Annotated in this window: 15 protein-coding genes; 4 read left to right on the top strand and 11 right to left on the bottom strand. The window is 43.6% G+C overall.

All coding sequences use genetic code 11. The features are described from left to right. Positions 1–70 precede the first annotated feature (70 nt). From GTQ38_RS11635 to GTQ38_RS11625, 3 genes are read right to left on the bottom strand one after another with little or no spacing between them, the layout of a single operon-like run. On the bottom strand, positions 71–448 hold the full coding sequence (locus GTQ38_RS11635; protein WP_161435931.1) for a DUF3127 domain-containing protein: 378 nt from the start codon (positions 446–448) through the stop codon (positions 71–73). Positions 449–484: 36 nt separating this feature from the next. After that, positions 485–1,297 (bottom strand): hypothetical protein, encoded by an 813-nt coding sequence (locus tag GTQ38_RS11630; protein WP_161435691.1) that lies wholly within the window; start codon positions 1,295–1,297, stop codon positions 485–487. Positions 1,298–1,299: 2 nt separating this feature from the next. After that, positions 1,300–2,190, bottom strand: a complete 891-nt coding sequence (locus GTQ38_RS11625; protein WP_161435690.1) for a flavin reductase family protein — start codon at positions 2,188–2,190, stop codon at positions 1,300–1,302. Between the two features lie 108 nt (positions 2,191–2,298). Between GTQ38_RS11625 and GTQ38_RS11620 the strand changes: the two genes are divergently transcribed. Beyond that, positions 2,299–3,447, top strand: coding sequence for a sensor histidine kinase (locus GTQ38_RS11620; RefSeq protein WP_161435689.1), 1,149 nt, complete (start codon positions 2,299–2,301; stop codon positions 3,445–3,447). 2 nt (positions 3,448–3,449) lie between these two features. Beyond that, positions 3,450–3,806: a hypothetical protein gene (locus tag GTQ38_RS11615; RefSeq protein WP_161435688.1), complete on the top strand. Its 357-nt coding sequence runs from the start codon at positions 3,450–3,452 to the stop codon at positions 3,804–3,806. Here the strand turns inward: GTQ38_RS11615 and GTQ38_RS11610 are convergent. The 4 genes from GTQ38_RS11610 to greA form a co-directional block, all read right to left on the bottom strand. After that, positions 3,793–4,185: an HIT family protein gene (locus GTQ38_RS11610; RefSeq protein WP_161435687.1), complete on the bottom strand. Its 393-nt coding sequence runs from the start codon at positions 4,183–4,185 to the stop codon at positions 3,793–3,795. The two genes, GTQ38_RS11615 and GTQ38_RS11610, sit on opposite strands and share 14 nt — an antisense overlap. A gap of 49 nt (positions 4,186–4,234) precedes the next feature. Then, positions 4,235–4,885 carry an SdpI family protein gene (locus GTQ38_RS11605; RefSeq protein WP_161435686.1) on the bottom strand — a complete coding sequence of 217 codons (651 nt, stop codon included), beginning with the start codon at positions 4,883–4,885 and terminating at the stop codon, positions 4,235–4,237. Positions 4,886–4,888: 3 nt separating this feature from the next. Beyond that, complete coding sequence (locus GTQ38_RS11600) at positions 4,889–5,143, bottom strand: autorepressor SdpR family transcription factor (RefSeq protein WP_161435685.1); 255 nt, start codon at positions 5,141–5,143, stop codon at positions 4,889–4,891. Between the two features lie 76 nt (positions 5,144–5,219). After that, on the bottom strand, positions 5,220–5,693 hold the full coding sequence (gene greA / locus GTQ38_RS11595) for a transcription elongation factor GreA (protein WP_161435684.1): 474 nt from the start codon (positions 5,691–5,693) through the stop codon (positions 5,220–5,222). Between the two features lie 188 nt (positions 5,694–5,881). On the opposite strand from greA, the gene GTQ38_RS11590 reads away from it, so the two are divergent. After that, the gene (locus GTQ38_RS11590) at positions 5,882–6,319 is read left to right on the top strand and encodes a Rieske (2Fe-2S) protein (protein WP_161435683.1); all 438 of its coding nucleotides are present in this window, start codon (positions 5,882–5,884) and stop codon (positions 6,317–6,319) included. Between the two features lie 13 nt (positions 6,320–6,332). On the opposite strand, the gene GTQ38_RS11585 is transcribed toward GTQ38_RS11590, so the two are convergent. Continuing rightward, positions 6,333–8,504: a TonB-dependent receptor gene (locus tag GTQ38_RS11585; RefSeq protein ID WP_161435682.1), complete on the bottom strand. Its 2,172-nt coding sequence runs from the start codon at positions 8,502–8,504 to the stop codon at positions 6,333–6,335. A gap of 304 nt (positions 8,505–8,808) precedes the next feature. On the opposite strand from GTQ38_RS11585, the gene GTQ38_RS11580 reads away from it, so the two are divergent. Then, positions 8,809–11,355 (top strand): ATP-binding response regulator, encoded by a 2,547-nt coding sequence (locus GTQ38_RS11580; protein ID WP_161435681.1) that lies wholly within the window; start codon positions 8,809–8,811, stop codon positions 11,353–11,355. On the opposite strand, the gene GTQ38_RS11575 is transcribed toward GTQ38_RS11580, so the two are convergent. The 3 genes from GTQ38_RS11575 to GTQ38_RS11565 all read right to left on the bottom strand — a co-directional run bounded on the left by GTQ38_RS11575 (position 11,330) and on the right by GTQ38_RS11565 (position 14,306). Continuing rightward, positions 11,330–12,682 carry a sigma-54-dependent transcriptional regulator gene (locus GTQ38_RS11575; RefSeq protein WP_161435680.1) on the bottom strand — a complete coding sequence of 451 codons (1,353 nt, stop codon included), beginning with the start codon at positions 12,680–12,682 and terminating at the stop codon, positions 11,330–11,332. The genes GTQ38_RS11580 and GTQ38_RS11575 overlap by 26 nt on opposite strands. Before the next feature lie 275 nt (positions 12,683–12,957). Continuing rightward, positions 12,958–13,263: a hypothetical protein gene (locus GTQ38_RS11570; RefSeq protein WP_161435679.1), complete on the bottom strand. Its 306-nt coding sequence runs from the start codon at positions 13,261–13,263 to the stop codon at positions 12,958–12,960. A 737-nt stretch (positions 13,264–14,000) separates the two neighbouring features. Next, positions 14,001–14,306 (bottom strand): hypothetical protein, encoded by a 306-nt coding sequence (locus tag GTQ38_RS11565; protein ID WP_161435678.1) that lies wholly within the window; start codon positions 14,304–14,306, stop codon positions 14,001–14,003. Positions 14,307–14,462 lie beyond the last annotated feature (156 nt).

The raw sequence follows: 14,462 nt of genomic DNA, 5'->3' as shown, positions 1-14,462 counted from the left end.
CAACTAAACGGCCTCTAAAGTCACAAACTCCGAGGCCGCTAATGCATTGTTAAGCTGCCAGAACCCCGGCTTAAAACGGAAGGTCGTCGTGATCTTCCTCATTGAGTTCATCCGCAGGCTCAAAAGCCTCTATGGGCGGAACGGGCGGCATGTTTTCCTCTGTTCCGCTTTCCTGAAGTTTTTCGATACGCCACCCCTGAATGGAGTTAAAATATTTTACTTCTCCCTGAGGATTTGTCCATTCACGTCCCCGGATATTGATACTGATCTTTACAGGTTCCCCAACCTTATAATTATTCAGCAGGTCGCATTTGTCTTGTATAAATTCAATCAAAATATGCTGTGGGTATTGCTCCTCCGTTGTAATTACCATTTCTCTCTTTCTAAAGCCATTGTTGCCATAGGTCTTAGTTTCATCTATCAGCTTAATTGTTCCCTGTAATTCCATCAATCCTCTTTAGTTTAATTATTAAAATTCTATAGTTTAATTTACGGGTAGTCCTAAAATGTAGGTTCCCTGTTTCTTTCCGTCTGGTTTTAATGCCGCACCGTGTTCCCATTTGTAGTCATTGCCATGCAAATCCTCCAGCAAAATGTCGATGTCTTTGAGAGCGTACATTCTGGGCATTGAAGCTTGCCCGTCCCAGGCATAACAGATTGGTATAATGGGTATAAGATACGTAAAAATGAGCTGTTGCCAGGTCATCGGTTTAACAAATGGTGTCATAAACAGCACCATGATCATCAGGATCAGTAGTGAAAGCGGTAAAAACAACCACCAAATGAACAATGGCATTTTGTTTTCTCCCATTTCGTAGATCAGGAGTGGAGTTCTGGCATCTTTGGCGCTTGCAAGTATCTTTTTGGCCTGCTCAGGTCTCATATGATGAAAACTGTTCATCATGGTTTTAAGGCCTTCCGGGCTTTGCCTCATGTTGGTGGCGTCTACAGATTGTTCCGAATAACGGACGGAAGGATCTTCCTTTCCGTTGAATTTTGCTATGGCCTGTTCATTGGGATACAGGTCTGTCATCAATAGTGTGGCCGAATCGTATCCCTGTTTTTTGAGTAACCCAAGAACATCCGGCATCATCCCTCCTGCACCGGACCCCAGATCTACGATAGGCATTATACCCTTCTCCTTATACACCCTGGCTATGAGTACAGCTATGGCCTGATCCGTGCGGATCATACTCTGGAGTATTACGATGAGCCTGGTCATACAAGACCGTAACCATCCTGGAAACCATTCAAAGTCTTCAAATTCAAATAGCTGTATTCGCTTTAATCCTTTCATTGTCAGATGGTATCTGCAGCCAGTAATAATTTCCAGGCAGAAAGCACTTCTCCTTCGTTCAGGTATTCCTGGGCTCTTCGATGCAGGCTAATTTCATCAGTTGCATCTAATAGCTCTTTGATCTCAACGAAGGACTCCTTGAATGCTATTACTTCCTCCTGACTGGGAAGTTGTTCTATATTGCCCAATAAGCCCAGGTCGTTCCCGGTTAAAACTTTACTGGATCTAATTTGTTCAGGGATTTGATCTACGCCAATTCCAAGTGTGGAAAGCGGTTTGGGAACTTCAAACATTCCGAGCCTGGCCCTGCTGTACCAATTTCCTCCCATCCTGGCCACCTGATCGATCTTGTGTTGATCAATCCCGCCATTTTCGCTTAAGACAGCCTGGTGTATATGCATTTTGACCACTTCGGAAAAGATCAGGTTCCCTGCACCCCCTTCTTCCCCCAGCGGTTCCACTTTGGTCACTTTGCACTCAAACTGCACCGGAGATTCCGCAACTCTGTAAGGTTTTACCAGTTCTGATTCCTGCATGGTAAGCCCGGACTTTTCAAACTCATTGATCTCTTCCGGATATTCTGTACTGGAGAGCGACATCTGCTGGACGATGTCATAGTTCACAATATTGATAACCACCTCCATGGTATTCATAACATTTTCCAGGGTGTGCTTTGTGGTGTTGTTCCTTACACGCCTGGCAGGGGAAAAGATCAGAATGGGGGGATTCGCGCTAAAAACGTTGAAGAAACTGAAGGGTGATAAATTGGGAACCCCGGATTCACTGATGGTACTTGCAAAAGCAATTGGCCTGGGCCCTACCGCCCCTAACAGATAGCCGTGTAATTCTCCTGTTGAGAGCTCCGAAGGAACGATAGAAATGGTTTTATTCATAGGCGGTAAAGGTACATAAATTGTGAGCTATTTAAAACCTTTCGAGAGAGGTCCAATACAACATTTTAGCCCAAATTGAGTTATCTTTAAGGTCTATTAAGCCATTGGATGAACTTTAGTTCGAAAAGGAAAACTTCCAACCTTGTTTTGCTGATAGCATCTTTTGTTATCGTAAGTCTTATTTTGTGGAATACCAATAGTTTTTTTAAAAAATTTAAGGAAGAAGAGCGGCACAAAATGGAGATCTGGGCCACCGCCCAATCGGAGCTGCTACAGTCTTCGGAAGACCGTGATCTGGGGAACCTACACGTAAAGATATTCCAAAACAACACCTCTACCCCTATGATCCTGGTCAACAAGGACGGATCTACCAAAACCAATAATATACCGGAGGAAGAGGCTCAGGACACCAATTATATCAAGAGCCGAATAGCCAGGTTCGGTGCTGAAAACACCCCAATTTCCATAGATTATAAGGGAGAGCACCTGGCCACGCTGTACTACGGGAATTCAGAGGTGCTCAATAAGCTAAAATACTATCCTATTGCCCTGATGCTGATCATATTTCTCTTTGGGGCTGTGATCTTCTTTTTCTTTAAAACGAATAAAGCTTCGGAACAAAATAAGCTCTGGGCCGGAATGGCCAAAGAAACCGCTCATCAGATTGGAACTCCTCTGACTTCCTTACTGGGTTGGAGCGAATTGCTGAAAGCAGAAGAGATCAACCCTGAGATCAGCCAGGAAATCGAGAAAGATATTACCAGACTCCAAACCATTACGGAACGATTCTCAAAGATCGGATCGCTACCTAAACTTGAAAAAAAAGACATTGTAGCAGAAACCAAGTGCGCTTACGAATATCTAAAACTGCGCAGTTCCAAATTGATCCATTTCACCTTCGATTCCAAAGTGACCCAACTTCCGGTTCTTTTAAACAGTTCTTTGTATAACTGGACCATTGAAAATCTGGTTAAGAACGGCATAGATGCTATGAAAGGCAAGGGAAGTATTTCCATTGAGATCGTACCTGAAGGCCGGTATGTCAATGTACTGGTTTCAGATACCGGCCACGGGATCCCGAAAAGTGATTACCAAACTATATTCAATCCCGGGGTGACCTCAAAAAAAAGAGGATGGGGGCTAGGGCTTTCGCTGGTGAAACGAATTGTGGAAGAGTACCACAAGGGCAGGATCAAAGTGCTTACTTCGAGTAAGGAGGGGACTGTAATGCAGATTTCCCTTAAAGTAAACCCCTGATCATGAAAAAGGAATCCTTAGTTGTCTTGAAAGAGGCTGAAATCACGAACAATTGCCCTGAGTGTTATAACCGGGACATGAAACTTACTTTTTATCAGCGGCACACGCATAACCGATTGTTTCACAGGATCACCGCTCAGGTATCGAGTCAGATCAAGTGTAATAAGTGCGACTCAGTGATCTATCCTGTAAATTGGACCGATGATATTGAACGGATCTTTGATTACTACCAAAAAATGGTCACTCCAAAGGCCAGCGCGGTAAAATTCACAGCCTTGTTCTATTTACTTCTGGTATTATTGATTGCCCTGGCCGGCACTGGCGTATATCTTTACCGGGAAGGCATTATTCAAGTTTAGCACGGATGGCTTCGGCCACCGCTTCAAATTCCGCGGGTTCCATGGAAACTTTTCGCTGAAAGGTGGCATCAGCCATACTGGTCAATGGAATGAGATGTACGTGTACATGGGGTACTTCAAGCCCGATCACCGTTATTCCAACCCGCTGACAGTCGACCGCGGCTTCAATGGCTTTTCCGACCTTTCGGGAAAAATCCATTAACCCCAGGTAGGTTTCGCGGTCCAGGTCCAGGATCTTATCTATTTCTTTTTTTGGAATGCAAAGCGTATGCCCTTTGGAATTCGGGTTGATGTCCAGGAAAGCAAAATAATCATCATTTTCTGCAATCTTATAGCTGGGAATCTCTCCCCGGACAATTTTGGTGAAAATGCTCGACATAGGTTTCTTAGTTTTAATCTAAGATAGCCAAAACCCCTCATTATCCGAACTAGACCTTCTCCAGTTTTTTAAACTCCAGGTAGGAATAAACAAAAGGTATCAGCACCAATAGAAGAACCGCGCTGATAAAGAACACGAAAAAGGCCTTTCCACTGATCAGGAAGGAACACAATACGATGAGTAAACCTCCTACAAACCAAAGTTTACCTCCGAGAATATGGGTCTTTTTCCAAACAGTCTCGTTCTCCAGGGTCCAGGGAGTACGAATACCGATAAAGTAGTTAGGTTTTAAGGTTTTGAAGTAATTGCCTAGTAAAACGAATAGAAATCCTAGCAAGGCATAGATCAGGTTGAGATAGGAATTCGAATTGCTTGAAACCATAAACAGAATGAACAAGGCCAGTACAGACATAAAGGAGACCAAAATAAATCTGAGCTGTTGATATTTGTTACCCATTTTCTGGATCTTGCCTTTGGGATCAATTGCTGGCACCATCAGCAAAATAAGGTATATAAGGACTGGTAATAAGAAGGGGATAAGCAGCAGTTCCGCCTTATCGCCATAACGGTCTGCCTCTCCCTCCATATTGTAGTGTAGCGGAACTTTTTCGGGCAGTGAATTCCATACATATGCCAGATAGGCAAAAGGCAGTAGTGCAACAATTATCAGGGGAATTTCTTTTTTGAAACTGATTTTCATGACCTAGTTTTTAAGATTGAATATCCATTGTAAAATGTCATCTATTATGGTGGTGTTTATGGAATAATGCACGAACTGGCCTTTTTTCTCGCTATAAACCAGATCTGCACGCTTCAGTATATCCAGATGATGCGAGATGCTGGGTTTTGAGATACTGAACTTATCAGCGATCTCCCCTGCTGTAAGGTCCTTCTCTTTCAAAAGCATCAAAATGTCCCTTCGGGTCTGGTCATTGAGTGCTTTGAAAATATGATTCATACAATTATATATTTAGACAAATATCTAAATAATAATTGAAACAAAAAACCTCTGATATCAAGAGGTTTTTACCACCTTATCTGGAAATCTCTAAAATATCGAATTTCAAAACCCCGTTAGGAACGGTAATCTCGGCTACTTCTCCTACCTGTTTGCCCAAAAGCCCTTTTCCGATAGGTGAGGTTACAGATATTTTACCCGATTTAAGATCTGCTTCGCTTTCGGCTACCAGGGTATAGGTCATCTCCATACCGTTCTGCTGATTCTTCAGTTTCACCGTCGAGAGCACCAGTACTTTGGAGGTATCCAATTGAGACTCGTCTATAAGCCGGGCATTTGCCAGGGTCTCCTCTAATTTGGATATCTTAAGCTCAAGCAAACCCTGGGCCTCTTTAGCCGCATCGTACTCGGCATTTTCCGACAGGTCTCCCTTATCCCTTGCTTCTGCAATGGCCTGTGATGCTTTAGGCCGTTCCACATCCTTCAGATGGTTCAGCTCATCTCTTAGATTCTTTAATCCCTCTGCAGTGTAGTAAGATACCTTGCTCATGACTTCCTCCTTTAGTTAATACAATAAACGGGAGACCTCTCAGGCACTTTTACCGACAGGTTTCACGTTATAAATAGAAAATCCCCTTCGAATACCCTGCTATCAGCCGGTTTTTTAGAGAGGATTTAACGCAAAGATACGGAATTTTTGTTCACTTTTGTCTGGAAACACTTAAATGATCCCTCGGAATGCGAAGAATTAGTGCCCTGATATTGCTGGTTTTCCTATTGGCCTGCGACAATGACAATGAAAGGCGTAACCCCTTTTTACAGGAAATAAACTTTCGCTTCGATCTGAATCTCAATCTACCGCTGTACAGCCCGCTTACCAACCCGGGGAACGCGGTATACGTGAATAGCCAGGGCGTCGGCACACGAGGTGTTTTTGTGATGAATACCGGATTCGACATCTTCCGGGCATTCGAAGCCAGCTGCCCCAACCACGCTCCAAATTCCTGCTCCACCATGACCATTGAGGGTCAGAACGCCATTTGTTCCTGCGAAAACTTCGAATACAGCCTGTTTACAGGACAACAACTGGATCGCCCGGATGACGGAAGCCGGTATTACGATATGCTGGAATACAGGGCAACCCTTAGCGGGGGCTCCGTTGTCATTTCCAACTAGACAATATGTTATCTCAAAAATTAACCGCAGCTCCAACCAAAAAGTTGATCCCCGCCTGTGGGTAGAAACCGGCACCTTCTACAGTTGTGACCGTTCCCGGATTCGTAAAATCATCATCGAAGGTGAAAAAATAGCCATTGGAGACATACTTTTCATCAAAAATGTTGTTAACGAGGCCTGAAAGCACAATACTCTTGATAAAGGATGCCGTTGGAATTTCAAATTGGATGTTCAGGTCTGTTTGGGAATAGCTGTCCAATACCGAAACATCAGAGTCTATATTCCCCATATATTGTTTGCCTACAAATTTTGTAAGTACAGCTATCTGAAGCTTTTCCTGTGGCATATACACCAGCCTGTTCCCCAGAATGATCCCTGGAGAAAAGGCAATGTTGGTATTTCCCAGGTTTTCTAAAACCCCATCCCTTTGAAATACAAAATCCACATTCCTGTTGGTACTTAGGGCAGCGTTAGGCTGCCATCTGAATTGACTTCCCAGGCTAAGATCTGCATCCACCTCCAGGCCAAGCCTGTAGCTGTCCCCTACATTCGCCCTGAGCGGAGCACCCACGTCATTGAGTTCTCCGATGAGCACCAATTGGTCTTTATATCGCATATAATAAACATTGGTGTTCAATTGCACCTTGGGGGAGACAAAACGCCAACCCAACTCATAATCATTCAGTTGTTCCGGCCTCGGATTCCCATTTTCGTAATCGTTCCGGTTGGGCTCCCGGTTGGCACGGGCATAGGAAAAGTAAAAGTTGTGGTTCTTATTCAGGTCGTAGGTAATACCTGCCTTTGGATTGAAAAAAGAAAAGGTATCATCCACGATTCCGGTATCGGCCCCGTTTGCTTCATACCCCACCCTGCGATATTGCATATCCGCGAACAGTCTCCAGTGTGAATTGAGCTGATAATGGGCTTTAGCAAAGAGATTCAGATCGGTTTTTTCAGAATTATCATCGTAATATCGATCGCGAATATCTCCGCTTCCAGCCATTCGTGCCCAGATTACTTCTCCGAAGTGATCTCCCTTATAGATGTTGTAACCTCCTCCCAGGATGGTTTTCCAGGCATCTTTTTCGTACTGGGCAGAAAAAACGGTTCCATAAAAGTCATTGTCCAGCCAGCGTCTTCGGATCAGATCGGTGGTATTTACCTCTGTACCATTCATCAGGAAGGGTACAAATCCATAGGTAGCAAAATCATCATCTTCCCGGAATTGTTCAAAAAACCCTCTCCCCCTGGTGTAGTGCAATGCGATATTAGTGCTCCATTCCGGTGAAATTACTTCATTCCAATGCAATTGCGCATGATCTTGCTTGTAGTTGTCTACCTCGTTCTCATAGAATTGGGTGTTGCCATTCTCGTCGGTGTACATTCCGGCCGGATTAAAAGTACGGTCTGCCGCCAGGGTAGCCGCATCAATCCCAAACCAGGACTGATAGGTGATCTCATGCCCGCCAAAGAGCAGGGCTTTGATCAGAGTGTTATCATCCTTATACGCGCCCTGAAGAAAATAAGATTCCAGTTCAGAGGATGCACGGTCTATATAGCCGTCCGAAATGATGCGGGACAGGCGACCGGATACTTCAAAATGATCACTCAGTATCCCGGAACTGAACTTTACATTGCTCCTAAAGGTATTGAAGCTCCCGGCTGAGGTATTTACCTGCGCATAGGCCTCTTCCGAGACGGCATCGGTGAGCAGGTTAAGGCTCGCCCCAAAGGCTCCGGCCCCATTGGTGGAGGTTCCTACCCCACGCTGCAACTGAAGATTTTCGGTAGAAGAGGCGAAATCAGGCATATTCACCCAAAATGTCCCATGAGATTCGGAATCATTGTAGGGAATTCCATTAATGGTGACGTTTACACGGGTAGCATCGCTTCCGCGAACCCGGATACCCGTATATCCAATACCCGCCCCGGCATCGGAGGTGGTAACCACCGAGGGTAGAAAATTCATCAGGATGGGTATGTCCTGACCCAGGTTTCTTGGTGCAATTCGTTCTTTGTCAAGATTGGAAAAAGTAACTGGTGACTCCTTAGTGACCCTGACAGCAGAGACCAGCACTTCATCCAGGACAATTTTTTTTCCTTCCAGGCTGTCCCTGGACTGTTCCTGGCCAAAAGTAGTCGCCGCCAGGAAGAAGCATGCGGTTGTAATAACAATAGTTTTCATTCGCAAATAATTTCACGAATAAAAGGGGCTATTATTCTGGTTATACATTGATTTTTGAGCGCATTCCCCGCGAAGACAGTGGTCTTAGAACTAACTGTTACTGCGCGATAACAATATCTGGTGATATCGCCTTAACGCCCGGTCCCTTGGCGGCATTACCCGCCCAGGTTCATTGGGTATGATCTCAGCTTGCCTTTACAACTTCAGGATTTACCGGATGGCTGCAAAATTTAAGCACCCCTTTGAGATGGTGCAAAAATAATGTCTAATTCGAATTAATCACAATAAAGCTCAAAATAATTTGATGGCTGAAATAAGCCATATACACCCGATAATTCGTATGTATATCATACCCCCACAACGAATCCGCCACATGAACGAGAGATCCAGGAACAAATTCAACCTAAAAATTGTGCTTAGCTATATTGTTCTGGGTATACTCACTACGGTTATCGGTTTTTTTATCTTTTCTGAGATCAAGGTGTATCTCTTTCCTGAAACCGTAGACCAAAGCGATTCCAAATTATTAAAAACCAGCTCTTTACTCACTCGCTTGTACGAAGCAGAGAGCCTTTCCAAGCTGGCTTTACAGACCAAGACTGGCACGAATTTCAAGGCCTACTCCTTAAAAATTGATTCCATATGTGTTGAGATCGATACTCTTAAAGGGCTTTCGGAAAGCAGTTATCAGATCGGCTTGCTGGATAGTGTACAGACGCTATTGCTTCAAAAAGTGGCCAATAGCAACGAATTGCGAAACCTCAAGGCCAGAAACGACGCTAACAGCTCCCTGGATGCGGCCCTGGAGGAATTCAAACGCATGGAAGCCTCTTTGGGTAGAATCACCCCGGAAGCCCTGGCTCCCAATCTCTCGGAGCTCTCGCCCAAGGCTCAAAGCGTAATTCGGGACATTGCGGATTATCTGAATGAAAACGTTCCTAAAAATGAGAACGATCCTATGAATGCGGAAAAGGTAGACTCCATATTGAACGTTTCCAAGGCCCTACTGAACCAGGCAAAACTTACAGATTCCAGAAAGCAGCGTTCCCTGGAACAGAAAGAGGCCAAGATCAACCAAAATGATATGGAACTCTCCCAAAAGCTAAGGAGTATCATTGCCGCTTTTGAACAGGAGGTTATGGTTAATACCTATAATGCGAACGTCCGTAAACAAGCGGCGGTAAGAAGAAGTTTAAGACTGGCCGGGCTGGCAGCCCTTCTGGGCTTCCTTATCGTAGGGGTTTTTACCTTTTTGATCAACCGGGATTTCTGGAAAATTCAAACCTACAGGCAACGACTTGAACAGGAAAAGAAATATTCCGAATCTCTATTGAAAAGCCGGGAGCAACTCATCTCTACGGTTAGCCATGACCTGAGAACGCCTTTGAGTTCTATTAGCGGATATTCCGAACTCATAGACAGTACCGAACTGTCAGAAAAACAGCGCCTTTACCTCAAGCAAGTGCGGTCCTCATCGGAGTACGTAGAGAGCCTGGTTAACGACCTGCTTGATTTTTCTAAACTGGAGGCAGGGAAAATCAAGGTAGAGACCATACCTTTTATTCTGTCTGAAGTATTACATCAAACAGCAGAAAATTTAAGAGAGTTGTATAGGAATAAGCCGGTTTCACTTATACTTGACATTGACGAGCAACTGGAGAAACCTGTTATTGGAGATCCACATAGAATCAGGCAAATTGTCACGAATCTTGTGGGCAATGCTTACAAATTCACCCATAAAGGCCATGTAAAGCTGGAGGCCAGTTTTACAAAGGTTCAGGATCTAAATTGTATGGTTGTTATCAAGGTGATTGACAGTGGGATAGGGATTCAAAAAGAAAAACAACAATATATATTCAGGGAATTCACCCAGGCAGAAGTAGATATTGAAAAAAAATACGGTGGGTACGGTCTGGGATTGACCATATCCAAAAAACTGGCTACACTGCTAGGAGGTTCCATCAATTTGCAAAGTGAGGAAGGGAAGGGAAGCACCTTTATCCTGGAGTTGCCTTTGAAGATCTCGGAAATTCCTGTCGTTAAACAAAAAGAGAAGCTGATCCGCCTATCCAAACCTTTTACCATACTGATCATTGATGATGACAGCTCCCTTTTGCAACTCTTAAAGGAGGTTTGTAGCGGATTGGGTATTCAGGCGCATACTTTTTCGGATTTTGAGGAAATCACGACTGATGCTTCGCTGGATTACAATATGGTATTAACGGACATTCAAATGCCGAGGATAGATGGTTTTGAAGTGCTAAAACGACTTAATTCTGAAGCATACAACCATTTCAAAGGCCAGGCGGTGCTGGCAATGACCGGAAGACGGGATCTAAACCCGGACCGCTACAAAAAAGAGGGTTTTGCCGAAGTGATCAGCAAGCCTTTTACCAAGCAGCAATTCCTGGAAGTACTTCAACAGTTGTTCCCTTCGCATTTTTCATTGGAAGAAAGCAACGAAAAAACAATCGCGACTGAAGAACAGGGCGGTCTTTACAGTCTGGATGTCATCGCTTCTTTTCTTGGTGAGAACACCGCTGCTATGGACGAAGTGTTATATACATTTATAAAGGATACGGAGACTAATCTGGCCAAATTGTCCGAGGCTATTTCAGGATCGGATTTTGGGAATATCAATGATATAGCCCATAGGATGCTACCTATGTTCCGCCAACTCAAAGTAGCGGAAGCGGTAAAGGATCTGGAGGAACTTGAGGTAATTGAGGAATCAGAACTTGAGGCAAACATGCCTTTGGAAGCCTTCTTGCAGCGGTTAGAGACAACCACCAAAGCCCTATTGGATTCGCTAAAAGAGCGAATCTCTAAAAGTCCAACTTATAGTAATTGATCTTATTATAAAGCGTTTTCCTTGTAACCCGGAGTAATTTAGCCGCTTTGGATTTGTTAAAGTTGGTTTGTTTAAGCGCTTTAATGATCTGTTCTTTTTCGTAATCCGCTCTGGAGAATTCATCAGCAGAAATAGCTTCTTCGGCTTGAGGTTGTAGCAATTCCCCTGGCAGCACCTCCGTGTTTACAGTTTCTCCTGAGGAAAGTAGCACAGCTCTTTTGATTACATTTTTGAGCTCTCTTAGATTCCCTGGCCATCGGTAGCTGTAAAAAAGCTCCGTAACCTCATCAGAAAAGCCAAGGATCTTTTTCCCGAGGGTCTGATTGGCCTTATCCAGAAACAGGTTTGCAAAAAGCAGGATGTCATCTTTTCGTTCCTTGAGCGAAGGGATTGCAATTGAAAATTCGTTCAGCCTATGGTATAGATCTTCGCGGAACACCCCTTTTTCAACAGCTTTTTGGAGATCTTCGTTAGTAGCGGTTATGATCCTTACATCTACGGCTACCTCCCTGGTGCTCCCTACCCTTTTAATTTTTCGTTCCTGCAGTGCCCGGAGCAATTGGATCTGGTTCTCGTAAGATAGATTTCCAACTTCATCCAGGAAAAGGGTTCCGCCGTTAGCTGCTTCAAAATGCCCGACTTTGTCTTCAATAGCCCCGGTAAAACTGCCTTTAACATGACCGAAAAACTCACTTGTAGCCAGTTCTTTGGGTATGGCACCACAATCTACGGCAACGAACATAAAATCCTTTCTTGGGCTATTATTGTGGATGGCCCTTGCGCTGACCTCTTTCCCAGTACCGCTCTCGCCAGTGATCAGCACTGACATATCCGTAGGGGCTACCAATTTGATGTATTCATTGGTCTTTTTAGAGGCCTCACTTATACCATTTATCATGGTAAAATTTTCAGTGGTCTTTTGGGATTCCTGTTTCTTTGGGTTTTTAGAAGAATTCTTGCTGCTTTTTTCAGGTTTCAGGGCGTTCTCGATCACTTCAACCACTTCTTCAGGGGTAAATGGTTTGGATATATAGTCCGCAGCCCCTTGTTTCATGGCTTCTACTGCCGATCCAACCTCCGCATAACCGGTCATTAGCACAACTGCAGTTTGGGGAGAAGTAGCTTTAATATCTGCAAGTAACTGAATACCATTGCAATCGGGTAGCCGCAGATCCGTTAGCACCAGGTCAAAAGTGTTGGTTCTGTATTTTTCTTTGGCATCCGGGGCAGTAAAGCTGCTTTGTACCTCATAACCCTTTTTAGTCAAAAACCTTTGGAGCATCTGGCAAAAGGCAGCATCGTCTTCGATGATCAAGATGTTTGGCATAAAAACTTTCCTGTTATCTATGTACGTAAAAAAACGCGATGAAGACTAGAAGAAAACGAAAAAATATGAGGACGATCCCTTAAGATCAGAATGCCATTTGCCAAATAAAAAGCCCCGTCTTATGCGGGGCTGGGGTTTCAATCTTGTTCAGATTGAATGTTTTTCAAACTTAATAAAGCTGGTTGCCAAATCTCCTAATAAAAGAAGGGGACCGTCCGTAACGACCCCCTTCTAACCAAACCAACTTGATACAAAACAAATAACTCAAGTTATTTTTATTGTTCGATCCAATTTCCGTTCTCGTCAGCGTATAGGGTTCCGGAAGTACCATCTTCTAAAGAAACTTCCAGTTTGAATTGCTTCGCCTCGTTAACGTATGCTTTATTTATAGTTGCAGTCGGGTAATTCTTTGCCACGGCAGCGGTTACTGCTTCCGGTAGTTCTTCCACAGCTATTTCAGAAAAGTCGTCCTGAGCAGCTGCTACAACTTCAGTGGCATCTGCCTGAGCCTCTTCTGCATCCTGAGCGAAGGCCGTTAGACTTCCAAGTGACAATACTGCTGCAAAAATTAATTTTTTCATGATGATATATTTTATGTTCTTTCTAATTAAACTCTTCTGGTCTATTGAAAATATGATACCAAGAATTTCATGAACATAAATTTCTTTTTAACTCACTGATTGTCATTATTTTATTATTACGATGCCATAATTACGAGGTGTGTAATTGTGGGAAAGCCATCCCAAAGTTGTGTAAAATCTACACGAAAAAGAGCCCTGATCACACAGCTATGACCGCAGGAGTCATCCGGATCTCAGGGCTTAAAAACCAACCAGTCCATGAAGTCTAACGACAGTTCAAATTGAACATGGAATTTAACATATAGCTACTTACACACAAACGTAAAAGGCGGTTAGTATAGACCTTCTATAGCCCGGTTCAACTCACGAGAGAACTGAACAGTGTTAGCCATCGTTCCCCAGGGTTGATTTTTAATCACCAATTGCTTTAGTTGCTACCTCAGTTTGTCTTTTAATCAATTCAACCTGCTGCTCAGTATGTTCATTTACCCACTGCTGAGATTCCTCATCCTGAAGCTGCCAGGAGGCAAAAATCAGGCATAACACCCAGGCCAGAGCCCAAAGAACTGAGCTAAAAAACTGTCTTAACAACATATGTTCTCTTTACTTATACGGCTAGACATCGTCATTTGAAAAAAGTCACATAAAAAAGAAAGCCCCTGGAGGAATTCCTCCAGGGGCTTTCTAAACCAAACTAACCAAAAACTAATTAACTCTATATAAAAAACGCTTACTTATTACATTTCTAACCAGTTACCTTCGGCATCGGCGTAAAGGGTAACCTCTGTACCGTCAGCCTTGGCAACTTCGAGCTTGTACTGTCCTTCTTCATTAGTATAAGCTTTGCTGATAGTAGCATCAGGGTGATCCTTGGCCAGAGCCTCGGTAATTGCAGCAGGAAGTTCAGCGACTTCAATAGCAGCAAAATTGTCTTGTGCTTCTTCCATTACTTCTGTGGCGGTTGCCTGTACTTCTTCAGTATCCTGAGCAAAAGTTGCAAAGCTTCCGGCAACCAATGCGATAATCAAAACTAATTTTTTCATTTCATGTGTTTTTAATTAAACCTTGTTTTGTAATCGCTATTGTGAGAGAAAAAATGATGCCATCGGCCGCTTTAGGCCAAAATCATTTTAAACTCCTGATTTACAGATATTTGTTTGTCTTAGTAAAGCTTTAAGGAATGTATAATGCTGTGTAAG

It is taken from the genome of Poritiphilus flavus (genome assembly GCF_009901585.1).
Lineage (GTDB): Bacteria > Bacteroidota > Bacteroidia > Flavobacteriales > Flavobacteriaceae > Poritiphilus > Poritiphilus flavus.
Note: the sequence above shows the minus strand (reverse complement) of the source record. Positions and strands in the feature narration are given on the sequence as shown.